Origin of the sequence: Burkholderia sp. BCC0506 (assembly GCF_902833145.1) — a bacterium.
Lineage (GTDB): Bacteria > Pseudomonadota > Gammaproteobacteria > Burkholderiales > Burkholderiaceae > Burkholderia.
This window is the reverse complement of the sequence record NZ_CADFEN010000001.1, coordinates 710,264-724,976: the sequence shown is the minus strand read 5'-3', so window position 1 is coordinate 724,976 and position 14,713 is coordinate 710,264. Positions and strand designations below refer to the sequence as shown.

Annotated in this window: 18 protein-coding genes; 16 read left to right on the top strand and 2 right to left on the bottom strand. The window is 70.4% G+C overall.

The window, feature by feature from the left end:
* Positions 1–24: 24 nt before the first annotated feature.
* The 12 genes from HWX62_RS03090 (at position 25) to ligD (ending at position 10,675) form a co-directional block, all read left to right on the top strand.
* Positions 25–327: a hypothetical protein gene (locus HWX62_RS03090; protein ID WP_175929907.1), complete on the top strand. Its 303-nt coding sequence runs from the start codon at positions 25–27 to the stop codon at positions 325–327.
* A gap of 192 nt (positions 328–519) precedes the next feature.
* Positions 520–792: a hypothetical protein gene (locus tag HWX62_RS03085; protein ID WP_244135935.1), complete on the top strand. Its 273-nt coding sequence runs from the start codon at positions 520–522 to the stop codon at positions 790–792.
* Entirely contained in the window at positions 789–1,100 is a 312-nt protein-coding gene (locus tag HWX62_RS03080; RefSeq protein WP_175929908.1) for a hypothetical protein, read from the top strand. Before HWX62_RS03085 ends, HWX62_RS03080 begins: the two co-directional genes overlap by 4 nt.
* Before the next feature lie 48 nt (positions 1,101–1,148).
* Positions 1,149–1,463, top strand: coding sequence for a hypothetical protein (locus HWX62_RS03075; protein ID WP_175929909.1), 315 nt, complete (start codon positions 1,149–1,151; stop codon positions 1,461–1,463).
* Between the two features lie 66 nt (positions 1,464–1,529).
* Positions 1,530–2,039: a DUF892 family protein gene (locus HWX62_RS03070; protein ID WP_175929910.1), complete on the top strand. Its 510-nt coding sequence runs from the start codon at positions 1,530–1,532 to the stop codon at positions 2,037–2,039.
* Positions 2,040–2,267: 228 nt separating this feature from the next.
* The gene (locus tag HWX62_RS03065; RefSeq protein ID WP_175929911.1) at positions 2,268–3,701 is read left to right on the top strand and encodes an RNA polymerase factor sigma-54; all 1,434 of its coding nucleotides are present in this window, start codon (positions 2,268–2,270) and stop codon (positions 3,699–3,701) included.
* 73 nt (positions 3,702–3,774) lie between these two features.
* Positions 3,775–3,963 (top strand): DUF3008 family protein, encoded by a 189-nt coding sequence (locus HWX62_RS03060; RefSeq protein ID WP_011545556.1) that lies wholly within the window; start codon positions 3,775–3,777, stop codon positions 3,961–3,963.
* Between the two features lie 46 nt (positions 3,964–4,009).
* Positions 4,010–4,171 (top strand): DUF1328 family protein, encoded by a 162-nt coding sequence (locus tag HWX62_RS03055; protein ID WP_006767422.1) that lies wholly within the window; start codon positions 4,010–4,012, stop codon positions 4,169–4,171.
* Positions 4,168–4,554, top strand: a complete 387-nt coding sequence (locus HWX62_RS03050; RefSeq protein ID WP_175929912.1) for a DUF3022 domain-containing protein — start codon at positions 4,168–4,170, stop codon at positions 4,552–4,554. Before HWX62_RS03055 ends, HWX62_RS03050 begins: the two co-directional genes overlap by 4 nt.
* Before the next feature lie 115 nt (positions 4,555–4,669).
* Positions 4,670–6,775: a catalase HPII gene (katE, locus tag HWX62_RS03045; RefSeq protein WP_175929913.1), complete on the top strand. Its 2,106-nt coding sequence runs from the start codon at positions 4,670–4,672 to the stop codon at positions 6,773–6,775.
* Between the two features lie 69 nt (positions 6,776–6,844).
* On the top strand, positions 6,845–7,855 hold the full coding sequence (locus HWX62_RS03040) for a Ku protein (RefSeq protein ID WP_175929914.1): 1,011 nt from the start codon (positions 6,845–6,847) through the stop codon (positions 7,853–7,855).
* A 39-nt stretch (positions 7,856–7,894) separates the two neighbouring features.
* The gene (gene ligD, locus HWX62_RS03035) at positions 7,895–10,675 is read left to right on the top strand and encodes a DNA ligase D (RefSeq protein ID WP_175929915.1); all 2,781 of its coding nucleotides are present in this window, start codon (positions 7,895–7,897) and stop codon (positions 10,673–10,675) included.
* Positions 10,676–10,679: 4 nt separating this feature from the next.
* On the opposite strand, the gene HWX62_RS03030 is transcribed toward ligD, so the two are convergent.
* Positions 10,680–12,002, bottom strand: coding sequence for a cation:proton antiporter (locus tag HWX62_RS03030; RefSeq protein WP_175929916.1), 1,323 nt, complete (start codon positions 12,000–12,002; stop codon positions 10,680–10,682).
* A gap of 42 nt (positions 12,003–12,044) precedes the next feature.
* Complete coding sequence (locus HWX62_RS03025; RefSeq protein WP_175929917.1) at positions 12,045–12,401, bottom strand: DUF3175 domain-containing protein; 357 nt, start codon at positions 12,399–12,401, stop codon at positions 12,045–12,047.
* Between the two features lie 159 nt (positions 12,402–12,560).
* Here HWX62_RS03025 and HWX62_RS03020 point away from each other — a divergent pair, with 159 nt between their 5' ends.
* The 4 genes from HWX62_RS03020 to HWX62_RS03005 all read left to right on the top strand — a co-directional run bounded on the left by HWX62_RS03020 (position 12,561) and on the right by HWX62_RS03005 (position 14,615).
* Entirely contained in the window at positions 12,561–13,040 is a 480-nt protein-coding gene (locus tag HWX62_RS03020; RefSeq protein WP_175929918.1) for a hypothetical protein, read from the top strand.
* 85 nt (positions 13,041–13,125) lie between these two features.
* Positions 13,126–13,491 (top strand): DUF3022 domain-containing protein, encoded by a 366-nt coding sequence (locus tag HWX62_RS03015; RefSeq protein ID WP_175929919.1) that lies wholly within the window; start codon positions 13,126–13,128, stop codon positions 13,489–13,491.
* 241 nt (positions 13,492–13,732) lie between these two features.
* Positions 13,733–14,281 (top strand): type 1 glutamine amidotransferase domain-containing protein, encoded by a 549-nt coding sequence (locus tag HWX62_RS03010; protein WP_175929920.1) that lies wholly within the window; start codon positions 13,733–13,735, stop codon positions 14,279–14,281.
* 4 nt (positions 14,282–14,285) lie between these two features.
* Positions 14,286–14,615 (top strand): DUF1488 domain-containing protein, encoded by a 330-nt coding sequence (locus HWX62_RS03005; protein ID WP_175929921.1) that lies wholly within the window; start codon positions 14,286–14,288, stop codon positions 14,613–14,615.
* Positions 14,616–14,713 lie beyond the last annotated feature (98 nt).

Here is a 14,713-nt window from a genome sequence, read left to right as displayed (position 1 = left end):
CCGCATCAAGCGGGAGGCACGACGATGATTCCGAAACGACGACCAGGGGTGCGCTACGAGGTCAACGTATGCGGCGGCGGATTCGATTCGGTGAAGAGCCATTTCGATACGTGGAAGCGCGAACCGCTGATCTACCGGCCCGAGCGCCGGATGTTCGAAGGCAAGGCCGACGTGCGGCCGCTCGGCGACGAGACGTTCGGCGCGACCGAGCCCGCGCGCTTCGCGCTGCAGCGCGCGTGCGAGCCGTCCGACCCGTATGCGCTCGCCGCGCGGGTGCGGGACGACGGCCGCGAGCTGTGGCTCGTGATGGCTGCGTACGACGCGTAGCGGCGCGCTTGCAAGATTTGCAGCGTGCGGTGTAGCGAAGGCATGGCGCTTCGCGTCGGACCGCGCGCCTGCGTATCGATCCCCGCGTGAACCCCGCATGCGGCGACGTGAACGGACGGCACGCGGTTTGCGAACCGCCGGTACACGGCGATCGCGCCGATCCGACCCGAACCCCGCCACGATGGAACGCCGATGAAACACGAACCCGTGCAATGGCTGCAACGGCCCGAACCGCCGCTTCCCGACGTCGAGCCGGACCCCGAGCCGCCCGATCCCGACGACGTGCCGCCGGACATGCCCGAGCCGTACCGGCAACCGGAAGGCGACCCGCCCGGGCATGCGCCGCCCGAGCGCGATCCGCCGTCGCGCGAGCCGCCCGTTCGCGCGCCGCCGGTGAGCGTGGTGCCGGTGAGCGTGGTGCCGGTGAACGTGGCGCCGCGACCGCGAACGGAGGGCCTGCGATGAGCATTCGCGTGAAACCCGGCATGCTGCGCGACATCGCCGAGACGCTCGGCCGCCATTTCGAGGCGCGCGCGATGCCGTTCCATGTCGAGGAGCACCCGGCCGGCGCGCTGCATATCGGCTTTCGTGTCGACGGCCATCCGGCGTCGCTGACCGTGACGTTCGACGCCGACGCGTTCGCCGCGCTCGAACGGGCCGACGTCGAGCGGCAGCGCGGCACGCTCACGCGCGTCGCGGCCGAGTTCGACACGATGATGGCGCGCCGCGCACCGACCGCGTATGCGGGCGATTTTCACTTCAACCGGCTCTGAGCCGCGCCGCACTGGCCGGCCCGGCGCCGCCGATTCACGGAGGACTCGATGAACACGATCCAGACGATACGCGTGGGCGCCTGTGCGTTCGCCGCCGCGTGCGCGCTGGGCGCATGCACGCAACCCACCAACGGCCCGTACGGCGCGCGCGGGGCCCCGCCCGCGCCGCCCGACGGCCGCGGCGCGCAGTCGACCACGACGATGCCGGACGCGAATACGCGCTACGACACGCGTCCGTCGCCGGGCAACGCGATGCCGCCGGGCGCGACCGTCGGCGAACCGGCCGACGTGCCGCCGCCGGGCCCGAACGGCGCGCAGGGCGACCCGCCGCTGCCGGGCACGCCGCCGCCGATGCAGTACTGAGCTGAGACGACGCGTCGCGGCGATGCGTCGCGGCATGCCGCACGGCGATACGACCGGAGGAACGCGATGGCGAACCAGCACGAGCACCTGGAGGAATGGCTGCGCGATGCGTACGCGATGGAGCGCCAGGCCGAGACGATGATCGACGCGCAGATAAAGCGGGTCGGCCACCATCCGCAGCTGCAGGACCGGCTTCGACTGCATCTGGACGAGACGCTCGGCCAGCAGGCGCTCGTCGAAGCGTGCCTGATGCGGCTCGGCACGTCGCCGTCGGCGACGAAGGACCTGGCGGCGCGCATCGCCGCATACGGGCAGATCGCGAGCGGGATGCTGGCCGACGACGAGGTGGTGAAGACGGCGCTCGCCGGTTATGCGTTCGAGCAGTTGGAGATCGCGGCGTACACGGCGCTCGTCGCGGCCGCGCATGCGGCCGGCGAGGAGGAGATTCGCGCCTGTTGCGAGCGGATCCTTCAGCAGGAGCAGGACATGGCCGCGTGGCTGCTGCGCCACCTGCCCGAGCTGACGACGGCGTTTCTCGATCGTTCGGCGGTGGACCGCATCGACGCGAAGCGGTGACGGCGCCGCGTCCGGCGACGTCCGGCCGCGCCGCTTCCCGCGAGCGAAATACGTGCCCCCTAACTTGCCCCGGCCTTGTAAAAAAGCGGTTTTCGCGCGTGGCGAGACGGGGTACGAACCCCGGAGAGCCGCGCCGCAGCACGCTTTGCAGGACTGGCACGGAAGCTGCGTGACGTCCGGTAGAAGACCTACCGCGAACCCGCGAACCGAACCGTCAGGAGGCTTTCGATGCCCGTCTCGCTTGCGCTGCAGATGCGACAGCATCTCGCACTTACGCCGAGGCTTCAGCAGTCGCTGCGGCTGCTGCAGTTGTCCTCGCTCGAGTTTCAACAGGAATTGCGTCAGGCGCTCGACATGAACCCGTTTCTCGAAGACGGCCAGGGCGACGAGGAATCCGTCGCCGCCACGCCCGAGCAGCCGACCGAAGCGGCCGCGCCGGAAGCGGCGTCCGAGCACGACGACATCCGTCCGCCGGATGGCGAGGTGCCATTTACCGCGGCCCCCGCGCCGCGCGGCACGAGCCGCCAGGGCGACGACACCGATGGTCTGTCGCCCGGCGAATGGATCGCCGCCGAGCCGTCGCTGCATCAGCAACTGCACGATGCGCTGCGGCTCTATCCGCTCAACAAGCGCGATCGCGAAGCCGCGCGTCTCGTGATCGACGCGCTGGACGACGACGGCTACCTGCGTCAGGCGCTTCCCGAATTGCTGGTCGCCGCCGATCCGGCATGGCTGCTGTCGGAGCAGGATCTCGCGGTCGCGCTGCGGCTCGTGCAGATGCTCGACCGGCCGGGCATCGCCGCCCGTTCGTTGTCCGAATGTCTCGTATTGCAGCTCGATGCGATTCCGGCCGGCACGCCGGCGCTCGCGGAAGCGAAGGCGATCGCGCGCGAGCATCTGGAGCGGCTCGCGCGCCGCGAGACGGCCGAGATCCAGCGGCGCCTCGGCTGCAACCAGCAGACGCTGCAGGCCGCCTGCGCCCTCGTGCGCGGGCTGGACCCGCGCCCCGGCAATCACTACGGCAGCACGCGCGGCGACTACGTGGTGCCCGACGTGATCGTGCGCCAGGTGCGCGACGAATGGATCGTGACGATCAATCCGGCCGTGCTGCCGCGCGCGCGGCTGCATGAGCGCTATGCGACCCTGTTCGCGCAGTCGAGCGGCGAGCGCGACTCGCCGCTCGGCCAGCAACTGCAGGAAGCGCGCTGGCTGATCCGCAACGTGCAGAAGCGTTTCGACACGATTCAGCGCGTGGGCGAATGCATCGTCGCGCGGCAGCGCGATTTCTTCCGCTACGGCGAGATCGCGATGAAGCCGCTGGTGCTGCGCGACATCGCGGAAGAGCTCGACCTGCACGAATCGACGGTATCGCGCGCGACCGGCAACAAGTACATGGCCACGCCGCACGGCACGTTCGAATTCAAGCATTTCTTCCCGCGCAAGCTCGAGGCGGCCGGCAAGGGCGTGTGTTCGGCCTCGGCCGCGAAGGTGCTGATCCGCGACATGATCGCGGCCGAGCGCCATACCGATCCGCTGTCCGACGTCGCGCTCGCGGAAAACCTCGCGGGCCGCGGCATCCTTCTTGCGCGTCGCACGGTGACGAAGTATCGCCAGGCGATGAAGATTCCGCCGGCCGACCTGCGGCGCCGCGACGCCGCGTGACGGCCCACTGTTCCAACCACGCGCGAGCCGGCGCGTCCGGGTCGGCTCGCGCGCCAACGAGAGGAGCGCAATCATGCCAGCCAAATCCCAGGCCCAGCAGCGCGCCGCCGGGGCCGCGCTATCGGCCAAGCGCGGCGACACGAAAATGAAGGATCTCAAACCGCCGTCGAAATCGATGGCCAAGTCGATGAGCGAGAAAGAGCTCGAGAAAATGGCTTCCACGCCCACGCGCGGCAAACCGAAACACAAGCACGATGCGTGAGCGCCGCCGACGTTTAGTGACGACCGCTGTCATCCAGGAGGGTTCCATGCTTCGATACGCCATCATCTTCTTCATCATCGCGATCATCGCGGCCGTGTTCGGGTTCGGCGGCATCGCCGCCGGCGCGGCCGAGATCGCGAAGATCCTGTTCTACATCTTCGTCGTGATCTTCCTGGTCACGCTGTTGCTGGGGGTCGTGCGCCGATGACGGCCACGCCCGACCGGGCGCAGCGCGTCGCGGAACTCGAGCACGCGCTCGCGATCGGTTTTCCGTCGCAGTCGACCGTCGTCGTGCATGCGGACGACGCGTCCGGGCGGCTGACGATCAACGTGACGTGGGTGCGCGTGCCGTCCGACGAGGACGCGCGCCAATGGCGCTGCTCGGTCGACATGCGGTTCGACGCGGACGTGATCGAACGCTACGCGATGCTGGACACGGCCGACCGGCTGCGCGTGCGCACGCAGCTGTGCGACCGCGCGCGGCGCGCGGTGGACGAGCACAAGCCGCGCGTCGAGGACGCCGCGATCGAATGCAACGTGGCGCTCGACGTGACGGCCGCCGAATTCGACGCGGCGCTGCGCGCGCCCTGATGCCGCACCGGCCCGCGCACGCGTCGCGCGGCGGGCCGGCTCTCCCTGCCGTCCGCACGCGCGCCGGCGCCGCGCGGCGGCGGTTCCCTACCGAATGCCACGAGGACACCTGACGATGACGACTCCCCCATCCGCCGGCTACACGCCACCGACGCAGCCGCAGGACAGCGCGAAATCGCGTCAGCTCGAAGCGAACCGTGCGCGGCCCGACGGCGAGGCGCTGCGCACCAACCAGGGCGTGCGGATCGCCGACAACCAGAACACGTTGCGCGGCGGCGCGCGCGGCCCGTCGCTGCTCGAAGACTTCATCATGCGCGAGAAGATCACGCATTTCGATCACGAGCGCATTCCGGAGCGGGTGGTGCACGCGCGCGGCTCGGGCGCGCACGGCGTGTTCCGCGTGTACGAGCCGATGGCCGACTATACGAAGGCCGCGTTCCTGCAGGACCCGGCGGCCGAAACGCCCGTATACGTGCGCTTCTCGACCGTGCAGGGGCCGCGCGGGTCGTCCGACACCGTGCGCGACGTGCGCGGCTTCGCGGTGAAGTTCTATACCGAGGAGGGCAACTACGATCTCGTCGGCAACAACATGCCGGTGTTCTTCATCCAGGACGCGATCAAGTTTCCCGACTTCGTGCATGCGGTGAAGCCCGAGGCGCCGAACGAGATGCCGACCGGCGCGTCCGCGCACGACACGTTCTGGGATTTCGTGTCGCTGGTGCCGGAAACCGCGCACATGGTGCTGTGGCTGATGTCGGACCGCGCGCTGCCGGCGAGCTATCGCGCGATGGACGGCTTCGGCGTGCACACGTTCCGCTTCGTGAACGCGGCCGGCGTCGAGCGCTTCGTGAAATTCCACTGGCGCCCGGTGAGCGGCGCGTATTCGCTGCTGTGGGACGAAGCGCAGCGCATCGCCGGCCACGACCCGGATTTCAACCGGCGCGACCTGTGGATGGCGATCGAGCGCGGCGACTATCCGGAGTTCGAGCTGGGCGTGCAGATGATCGACCCGGCCGACGCGGACACATTCGACTTCGACCTGCTGGATCCGACCAAGCTCGTGCCGGAAGAACGCGTGCCGGTGCGGCCGATCGGCCGGATGACGCTGAACCGCAACCCCGACAACTTCTTCGCGGAGACCGAGCAGGTCGCGTTTCACCCGGGCCACGTGGTGCCGGGCATCGATTTCACGAACGATCCGCTGTTGCAGGGGCGGCTGTTCTCGTACACCGATACGCAGTTGAGCCGGCTCGGCGGCCCGAATTTCCACGAGATTCCGATCAACCGGCCGGTGTGCCCGTTCGCGAACAACCAGCGCGACGCGCTGCACCGTCAGACGATCAACGTCGGACAGGCGTCGTACGAGCCGAATTCGACGAGCGGCGGCTGGCCGCGCGAGACGCCGCCCGCGCCGTCCGGCGGCGGGTTCGAGACCGTGCCCGAGCCGCTCGAGGGCCACAAGGTGCGCGTGCGCAGCGAATCGTTCGCCGACCATTTCTCGCAGGCCGCGCTGTTCTACCAGAGCATGACCGACGTCGAGCAGCGGCATATCCGCGACGCGTACTGCTTCGAACTCGGCAAGGTGACGCAGCCGCATATTCGCGAGCGGGTGGTCAACGAGATCATCGCGCGCTTCGACGCGGGGCTCGCCGCGCAGGTCGCCGAACGGCTCGGGCTGCCCGCGCCGCAGGCGGCCGCGACGCCGGCCGTCCCGCAACCCTCGCCCGCGCTGAGCCTGATCGGCCGCGCGAAGCCCGGTATCCGCTCGCGCAAGATCGCGCTGATCGCGACGCCCGGCGTGAACCCGGTGCTGGTCGAGCAGGTGCGCGATGCGTTGCAGGCCGCGCACGCGGTGCCGACGCTCGTCGCGCCGACGCTCGCGCCGATCGGCGGCCTCGTGCCGGAAGCAACGCTCGTCGGCATGCCGTCGGTGATGTTCGACGCGGTGTTCGTGTGCGGCGGCGACGGCGACGGCCGCGATCTCGCGCACAGCGCCGACGCCCGCCATTTCGTGCGCGAGGCGTTCAAGCACCTGAAGCCGATCGCGGCCGTCGGCTCGGGGCGGCAACTGCTCAGCGCCGCGCACCTGCCGGATCCGGCCGAAGGGGTGTGCGTCGGGCAGGCCGTCGATCTCGACGCGGTGCTGAACACGCTGTCGGATTACCTCGGTCAGCATCGCGTGTGGGCGCGCGAACAGCAGGCGGCGGAGCTGCCGGCATAGGGCCGACAGCGGCTCGCGGTACGGCGCGCCTGCCGGCGGGCGGGCGCGCACCCGGCAAGGAGGAACAGCATGGCACCGCGGATGATATGGAAAGGCGCGATCAGCTTCGGGCTCGTGCACGTGCCGGTGCAGCTGTTTCCGGCGACGCGCACCGTGAAGCCGTCGTTCCGGATGCTCGACAAGCGTTCGATGGACCCGATCGGCTATCGGCAGATCAACAAGCGCACCGGCAAGGAAGTCACGCGCGAGGACATCGTGCGCGGCTACGAGTACGAGAAGGAGCGTTACGTCGTGCTGACCGACGAAGAGATTCGCGCGGCGAATCCGGAATCGACGCAGACCGTCGACATCCTGACCTTCGTCGACGAGGACGCCGTGTCGTTTCTCTATCTCGACACGCCGTACTACCTGGTGCCGGACCGCAAGGGCGAGAAGGTCTATGCGCTGCTGCGCGACGCGCTGAAGGACAGCGGCAAGATCGGCATCGCGCTCGTGGTGATGCGCGACCGCCAGCATCTGGGCGCGCTGATTCCGGTCGGGCCGATGCTCGCGCTCGATACGCTGCGCTGGCAGGAGGAACTGCGCCCGCTCGACGAGCTGTCGGTGCCGGCCGACGACGCGAAGCGCGCGGGCGTCACCGCGCGCGAACTCGGGATGGCGAAGAAGCTGATCGACGACATGTCCGGCACATGGACGCCCGACGAATATCACGACACGTTCCGCGACGACATCCTCGAACTGGTCGAGCGCAAGGTGCGCGCGGGCAAGATCGAGGAGATCGAGGACCGGCCCGCGCAGACCGGCCGCGCGGCGACCAACGTGGTCGATCTCACCGAGCTGCTCAAGCGCAGCCTGAAGGGCGGCGCCGGTGCGCGCGCGGCCGATTTGCGCGAGGAGCGCGGCGAAGAGGCGGACGAGGCGTCGTCGTCGCGAAGCGGCGCGCGCCGCAAGCCGCCATCGAAATCCGCATCGAAAGGTGCGGCGACGAAAACCGCGGCGAAGCGGACGGCCGCGAAACGCGGCGCGGCCGGCGACGCCGCGGCGAAGAAAACCGCCGCGCGCCGCAAGCATGCGGCGTGACGTCGATGGCGTCGATTCCGATTCCGACGAGGTGACGCGATGGCCGGCAAGCTCGATCCGTATCGCCGCAAACGCCATTTCGGCGCGACGCCCGAGCCCGAAGGGGCGCACGGCAAGCGTCGCGCGAAGGCCGATACGAAAGCGCAAAGCAAGCCGAAGGCGAAGCCCGCCGCACGCGAACGGCGCCCGCTGCGCTTCGTGATCCAGGAGCACCACGCGCGCCGGCTGCACTACGACTTCCGGCTCGAACTCGACGGCACGCTGAAATCGTGGGCCGTGCCGAAGGGGCCGAGCTTCGATCCGCAGGTGAAGCGGCTCGCGGTGCATGTCGAGGACCATCCGCTCGAATATGCGGCGTTCGAAGGCGAGATTCCGGCCGGGCATTACGGCGCGGGGTCGGTCGTCGTCTGGGACGAAGGCACGTGGACGCCCGACGGCGGCCTCGCGCAGGCCCGCGAAGGCTATCGGGCGGGCAAGCTGACGTTCCGCCTCGACGGCGAGAAGCTGCACGGCGGCTGGGCGCTCGTGCGCAGCGGGCGGCAGGAAGGGCGCCAGGAGCAGTGGCTGCTGATCAAGGAACGCGACGACGACGCGCGCAGCGCCGACGAATTCGACGTGGTCGGCGAGCGGCCGGGCAGCGTGCACGACGGTGCGTCCAACGGCGCGGCGCGCAAGCGTGCGACGCGACGCGGCGGCTCGACGGGCGCGAACGGCGATGCGCATCACGCGCGACACGAAGGCGACGAAAGCCGCCGCCCGGCCGCCCCGTCGCAAGTCGAAGGGGCGGTGCGCGCGCCGCTGCCCGAGCGCGTCGCGCCGCAACTCGCGACGCTGGTCGACGCCCCGCCGACGCAGGGCGGCTGGTGCTACGAACTGAAGTTCGACGGTTACCGGATCCTCGCGCGCATTGCCGGCAAGGGCACGCGCCGGCGCGTCACGCTGATGACGCGCGAAGGCCGCGACTGGACCGCGAAGCTGCGCGCGCAGCGCGACGCGCTCGCGGCGCTCGACGTCGACGACGCGTGGCTCGACGGCGAAGCCGTCGTGCTCGGCGAAAACGGCCTGCCCGATTTCCAGGCACTGCAGAACGCGTTCGGCACGGACCGCTCGGACGCGATCACCTTCTTCGTGTTCGATCTGCCTTATCTCGACGGATACGACCTGCGCGACGCGTCGCTCACCGATCGCCGCGCGCTGCTCGAACCGCTGCTCGCGAACAGCGATCCGGCGCGCGTGCGGTTTTCGCCCGATCTCGGCGAGGACGTCGCGTCGCTGATCGCGAGCGCGTGCGATACCGGCCTCGAAGGGCTGATCGGCAAGCGCGCGGAATCGCGCTACCGCGCCGGCCGGTCGCCCGCGTGGATCAAGCTCAAATGCCGGCGCCGGCAGGAGTTCGTGATCGGCGGCTTTACCGAGCCGTCGGGCAGCCGGCACGGCTTCGGCGCGCTGCTGCTCGGCGTGCATGAACCGCCTCCGGCCGGCAAACGGCGGCGCGGGCCCGGGCCGCTGCGCTACGTCGGCCGCGTCGGCACCGGCTTCGACGCGCGGATGCTCGACCGGCTCGCCGCGATCCTGCGCAAGCACGAACGCGACACGATGCCGTTCGATGCGCCGCCGCGCGAGCGCACGCGCACGCGCGTGCACTGGGTCGAGCCGACGCTCGTCGCCGAATGCGAATTCGCCGAATGGACCGGCGACGGGATCGTGCGGCAGGCCGCGTTCATCGCGCTGCGCGAGGACAAGCCGGCGGAGCAGATCGTCCGCGAGATGCCGAAACACACGGAAACGGAGGTGACGATGGATCAACGCCCGACCACCCACGACGACAAACGCCGGCGCGCGTCGCACGCCGCGGGCGAAACCGCCGATCGCAAGCGCGCCGCGCCTGCCCGTGCAGCCGCCCGCACCAAAGGCGACGCGTCCGGCCCCGACCGGATCGGGCGCGTACGCGTCACGCATCCCGAGCGCGTGCTCGACCCGCAAAGCGGCACGCGCAAGATCGATCTCGCGCGTTACTGGCAGTGGGTCGCGCCGTGGTTGTTGCCCGACCTGAAAGGCCGCCCCGTCTCGCTGGTGCGCGCGCCGGACGACATCGCCGGCGAACTGTTCTTCCAGAAGCACGCGGAGCGCCGCGAGATTCCGTTCGTCACGCAGCACGAAGGGCTCGACCCCGGCCACGGGCCGCTGCTGTCGATCGACAGCGTCGACGCGCTGCTCGGCGCCGCGCAGATGGGCACGGTCGAGCTGCACACGTGGAATGCGCACGCGTCGAACATCGAGCGGCCCGACCGCATCGTGTTCGACCTCGATCCCGATCCGGCGCTGCCGTGGCGCACGATGATCGACGCCGCGCAGCTCGTGCGCGGGCTGCTCGACGAACTCGGGCTCGTGTCGTTCTGCAAGACGAGCGGCGGCAAGGGGCTGCACGTCGTCGTGCCGCTCACGCGGCATGCGGGCTGGGACGACGTGAAGGACTTTTCGCGCGCGGTCGCGCAGCACGTGGCCGGCACGCTGCCCGAGCGTTTCACCGCGACGATGGGGCCGCGCCACCGGCGCGGCAAGATCTTCGTCGACTATCTGCGCAACGGGCGCGGCGCAAGCACGATCGCCGCGTATTCGGTGCGCGCGCGGCCCGGCATGGGCGTATCGGTACCGCTCGAGTGGGACGAGGTGCCCGAGACGACGGGCGGCGCGCAATGGACGATCGACACGCTGCACGAACGGCTGGACGGGCTGAAGCGCGACCCGTGGGAAGGTTATGCGAAGGCGCGCCAGCGCATCACCGCGGCGATGCGCGCGCGGCTCGACGCCGACGCATGAACCGTCAGCGTCGATGCTGCTGCAGCCGGTAATACCAGTTCATCAGCGGCGTCGCGGAAATCCCGTGCGCGACCACCGAGGCGGACACGACGGCCAGCACCGGCGCCGCGAGCGGGCGCACGGCGTCGGACGGCCCGTGCTCGAGCGCGAACAGCAGGTAGTAGAACGAGCCGATCCCGCGGATGCCGAACCACGCCATCAGCCGCCGCTGCGCATGCGTCGCGCGCGAGCCGATGAGCGTGACCAGCACCGCGAGCGGGCGCACGGCGACGAACAGCACGGCGGCCAGCGCGGCGGCGCCCCACGTGAGCAGCGGGCCGGGCAGCGTCGCGAGCACGCTGCCGACCATCGTCATCACGATCGCCTCGGCGATCCGTTCGAGCTCGATCGTGAAGCCCAGCACCGATTCGGCCATGAACGCATGCGCCTTTTCCGGATGCTTCTCGGTCGCGACGACGTCTTCCGAATCGATCTGGCCGATCACTTCGCGCGGCGGGCGGTCGCCGCTCGCGCGATGCTCGACGCGCCGCATCGCGACGCCGGCCGCGAACGTCGCGATGAAGCCGAACGTGTGCGCGAGCTGCGCGGCGCCGAACGACAGCACGATCAGCGCCAGCGCGAAGAAGCCTTCGAGGCCGAGCGCCTGCGCGTGGCGCGTGCGCAGCCAGCCGATCGTCTTCGTCGTGATCCAGCCGAGGCCGCCGCCGATCGCGGCCGCGCCCGCGATGCCCCACAGCGCGACCAGCGCGAACGTGCCGGACAGCGGCGGGATGCCGTGCGTCGCGCCCGGTGCGCCGCACAGCGCGAGCCCCGCGAGCGCGAACGGCAGCGCGATCCCGTCGTTCATCCCGCCCTCGCCGGACAACGCGAAGCGCACCAGGTCGCGATCGCCCGGATCGTGCACCTGGACGTCGTGCGCGAGCACCGGGTCGGTCGGCGCGAGGATCGCCGCGAGCAGCAGCGCCGGCCCCCAGTCGAGGCCCAGCGCGAGCACCGCGCACGCGGCGAGCAGCGGCACGGTGACGACCATCGCGAGCAGCCCGAGCCGGCACGGCACCAGCCACAGCTTGTCGGACAGCGGCACGCGCAGCCGCAGCCCGATCGCGAACAGCGACACGAGCAGCGCGACTTCGACGATCTCGCGCAGCAGCGGGCCGTCGCGTTCGAGGTCGAGATGCAGCAGGCCGGCGCCCGTCGGGCCGAGCGCGACGCCGAGCACCAGATAGATCATCGCGGTGCTGCATGGCAGGTGGCGCAGCGCGGACGTCGCGACACCCATGCCCAGCAGCACCGCGCCGATGATGAGATACCAGAGCGTTTCGTGCATGCGTGCGATCGCAGCAGGGGGATGAAGGCGGCGCGCCGCCCGTCAGGGCTTGCGGCCGAACGCCTCGCGCAGCTTGCGCTTCGCGCGCTCGAGTGTCGCGCGGCGCGTTTTCGGCAGGTTGCGGCCCGCGCGGTTCACGTAGAAGTTCAGCATCGACATCGCCGACTGGAACGGCGACGCCTTGCGGCGGCGGCTGTGTTCGGCCGAGCGCTTCAGCGACGCGGCGATCGCCGCCGGATCGTCGGATTTGAAGATGTCGCGTTCGATGTCGAGCGCATCGCTTTTTTGCGTGACTTCGCCGGACCAGCGCTTGCGGTGGTCCGGATGGGCGCTGCGCGCGCGGCCGGGGCGGCGCGTATGGCGCTTGCCGTGTGCGTGGGAAGCGGAAGCGGAAGGCATGAGGCAGAGGGCTCCGTATGGGGTCGCAGGACAGTCGTGCGCAAAAGGGGGACGCAAATCGCGTGCCGCGTCGCGCCCGTCGCCGACGACGGCATGGGCCTTGCTGAAAGGTCGGAGCAGGACATTCCATCACGCGATCATCCATAGGGAGAAAACGCCATGAAATCAGCATTCGAATCGAAGTGTGTCGCGCGGCACGTGCTCGCCTGCGCGGCCGTCGCGATCGTCGCGGCCGCGCCGGCCGCGTGGGCGCAGAACTCGCAGCGTTCGGACGAGGGCACCGGCGCACCGAACCCGTCGATGGACATGTCGACGCCGGGCGCCAACGGCAATACGGCCGCGCCGCCTCCGCCGGCGGGGACGCAGCGGCACGGCACGAAGCACCACGGCATGCGTTCGCACAGCGGGTCGGCCGGCCACGTGAAGCCGGGCGGCGGCCCGAACGGCGCGGGCGAGGGCGGTAGCGGCACCACCGGCGGCGGCGTCGGCGGCGGCTCCGGCGGCGCGGGCGGGGCCGGCGGCATGGGGGGCTCGGGCGGCGCCGGCGGTACGGGCGCCGGCAACGGCGGCTCGCCGGGTTCGACCGGCACGGGCGGCGGCGGGGCCGGCGGGACGGGCGGCGGTTCGAGCGGTTATTGACGGTGTCGTGCCGGCGCGGCCGGCACGGCGCGATGGCGGCGCCGTTGCCCGGCACGGGCGCGCCGCCACCACGCAGGAGGACATCATGCAATCGAATTCCCGGATTTTCCTGGAGCACGACGAGATCGACGGCGATGCCAGCGACACGGACGATCTCGACACGACGGTCCACGTGGACGTCGAAACGGGCAGGGTCATGTTCCATGCGGCGTGGGCGAATGCCGTCGATGCGCCGCCGGAGGCGGCCCGGCATTCGGTCGTGCTCGCGCTCGAATGCTCGACGATGGAACGCTACGCGGATCTCGACGACGGCGCGCGCATGCGCGTGCATGCGATGCTGCACGAAGCCGTGCAGCAGACGCTGGAGCAGTTGCCCGATACCGACGAGAACCTGACGCTGACGATCGAACTGACCGACGCGATGCTCGATTCCGTGCGTCACCTGCAGTAATCGCGTCGCGGCGGCGCACGGCGTCGCGTTACATCCCGTTGAAATCTTTGCAGCCGGGCGCGGGCCGGGCCGCTGCGCGCACGCGCCGACCGGGCGCGATCGCGGGTCGTTCCCCGACGGCTCGTCCGTGCATGAGCCGGCGCGCGCCGGCGCGCAGCGGCGGGCGCGGCCGGAACGGCGCTTGCTCGGCGACCGGCACGGTACGACGCGTGCCGTCCCAACCCTATCCACGGAGGCATTCATGAGCGGCAGGCTGGATCATTGCAAGGTAGCGATTCTCGCGGTCGACGGTTTCGAGGAAGCCGAACTCGTCGAACCGCAGCGCGCGCTCGCGGCCGAAGGCGCGCAGGTGGACGTGATTTCGGAAAAGCGCGGCGAAATCCAGGGCTTCCGGCACGTCGACAAGGGCGAGCGCGTGAAGGTGGACCGCACGTTCGACGATGCGCGCGAAGGCGACTACGACGCGGTCGTGCTGCCCGGCGGCGTCATCAACGGCGATGCGATCCGCATGGTGCCGGCCGCACGCGAATTCGTGACGGCGGCCGCCGGCGCCGGCAAGCCGATCGCGGCGATCTGCCACGGCGGCTGGCTGCTCGTGTCGTCCGGGCTCGTCGACGGCAAGACGATGACGAGCTGGCCGAGCCTGCAGGACGATATCCGTCACGCGGGCGGCAAGTGGGTGGACGAGGAAGTCGTGCGCGACGGCAACCTGATCACGAGCCGCAAGCCGGCCGACCTGCCCGCGTTCAACGGCGCGCTGGTCGAGCGTCTCGCTGCGCGGGGAGCATGAGCCGATGACGGCCGATGCCCCGCGCCCCGTGACGCTCACCGACGAACCGCCGACGTTCGACGGCGCGGCGCTGCAGTTGCGCTTCGTCGTCGACGTCGACGGTGCGCCGCTGGCTTGCGCGATCACCGTGGAGGCGCTCGAAGATCATTTCGGCGCGCGCTCCGCGCTGGAAGCCGACCTGCGCGACGCGTTCGAGCATGGCCGCGAACGTATCGAAGCCGCGTGCGCGGACGTGCTGGCGAGCGGCAACGACGAAGTGGTGCTCCACAGCGGGTATTTCCGTGCGCCGGCCGGGCGAAGGCGGGCCGGATCGTTTCGCGCGCGGCGGCCGTGAGCGGGCGCGAGCGGGGGCGAATTTTCGGTGCGGTCCCGTGCATCTGTCGCGGTCGCGTCCGCCTGCCAGCCCTTACATGCCGTTGAAAACTTTGCAGC

Bases quoted from the DNA above. Each gene is read 5' to 3' on its own strand.
- HWX62_RS03090 (WP_175929907.1), top strand. From the start codon at position 25: ATGATTCCGAAACGACGACCAGGGGTGCGCTACGAGGTCAACGTATGC.
- HWX62_RS03085 (WP_244135935.1), top strand. From the start codon at position 520: ATGAAACACGAACCCGTGCAATGGCTGCAACGGCCCGAACCGCCGCTT.
- HWX62_RS03080 (WP_175929908.1), top strand. From the start codon at position 789: ATGAGCATTCGCGTGAAACCCGGCATGCTGCGCGACATCGCCGAGACG.
- HWX62_RS03075 (WP_175929909.1), top strand. From the start codon at position 1,149: ATGAACACGATCCAGACGATACGCGTGGGCGCCTGTGCGTTCGCCGCC.
- HWX62_RS03070 (WP_175929910.1), top strand. From the start codon at position 1,530: ATGGCGAACCAGCACGAGCACCTGGAGGAATGGCTGCGCGATGCGTAC.
- HWX62_RS03065 (WP_175929911.1), top strand. From the start codon at position 2,268: ATGCCCGTCTCGCTTGCGCTGCAGATGCGACAGCATCTCGCACTTACG.
- HWX62_RS03060 (WP_011545556.1), top strand. From the start codon at position 3,775: ATGCCAGCCAAATCCCAGGCCCAGCAGCGCGCCGCCGGGGCCGCGCTA.
- HWX62_RS03055 (WP_006767422.1), top strand. From the start codon at position 4,010: ATGCTTCGATACGCCATCATCTTCTTCATCATCGCGATCATCGCGGCC.
- HWX62_RS03050 (WP_175929912.1), top strand. From the start codon at position 4,168: ATGACGGCCACGCCCGACCGGGCGCAGCGCGTCGCGGAACTCGAGCAC.
- katE (WP_175929913.1), top strand. From the start codon at position 4,670: ATGACGACTCCCCCATCCGCCGGCTACACGCCACCGACGCAGCCGCAG.
- HWX62_RS03040 (WP_175929914.1), top strand. From the start codon at position 6,845: ATGGCACCGCGGATGATATGGAAAGGCGCGATCAGCTTCGGGCTCGTG.
- ligD (WP_175929915.1), top strand. From the start codon at position 7,895: ATGGCCGGCAAGCTCGATCCGTATCGCCGCAAACGCCATTTCGGCGCG.
- HWX62_RS03030 (WP_175929916.1), bottom strand. From the start codon at position 12,002: ATGCACGAAACGCTCTGGTATCTCATCATCGGCGCGGTGCTGCTGGGC.
- HWX62_RS03025 (WP_175929917.1), bottom strand. From the start codon at position 12,401: ATGCCTTCCGCTTCCGCTTCCCACGCACACGGCAAGCGCCATACGCGC.
- HWX62_RS03020 (WP_175929918.1), top strand. From the start codon at position 12,561: ATGAAATCAGCATTCGAATCGAAGTGTGTCGCGCGGCACGTGCTCGCC.
- HWX62_RS03015 (WP_175929919.1), top strand. From the start codon at position 13,126: ATGCAATCGAATTCCCGGATTTTCCTGGAGCACGACGAGATCGACGGC.
- HWX62_RS03010 (WP_175929920.1), top strand. From the start codon at position 13,733: ATGAGCGGCAGGCTGGATCATTGCAAGGTAGCGATTCTCGCGGTCGAC.
- HWX62_RS03005 (WP_175929921.1), top strand. From the start codon at position 14,286: ATGACGGCCGATGCCCCGCGCCCCGTGACGCTCACCGACGAACCGCCG.